Source organism: Desulfothermus okinawensis JCM 13304, from assembly GCF_054654515.1.
Map to the genome: position 1 here is coordinate 1 of NZ_BAAIEW010000103.1, position 264 is coordinate 264.

A 264-nucleotide genomic window follows, 5' to 3' on the forward strand; every position below is an offset into this window, starting at 1 on the left:
ATGACTCATGGTATCTTCTTGCCGGCTTGCAGGTCGGTATCTTCTACCCGACAAGGTAAAAAGAAAAAAGGAAGATACCATGAGCCATTTAATCAAGCGTTTTAAGGAAGATCTACAGTTAGCCGGTTATGCAAAAAGAAGCATAGATTCCTATGCCAGTTCAGTACTACGTCTACAGCGTTTTTATAATATACCACTAGAAGATATCACCGAAGAGGAGCTGCGTCAATATTGGCTTTGTTGTCAGAGTGAATTCGGCTGGAG

The 264-nt window shown here is 41.7% G+C and carries 1 protein-coding gene; it reads left to right on the forward strand.

Going from position 1 to position 264, the window contains the following annotated elements; translation table 11 throughout:
• Positions 1 to 79 precede the first annotated feature (79 nt).
• Positions 80 to 264 (forward strand): phage integrase N-terminal SAM-like domain-containing protein (locus tag ACYQ0O_RS13225; protein ID WP_459893821.1); only part of this gene is annotated, 185 nt, incomplete at its 3' end.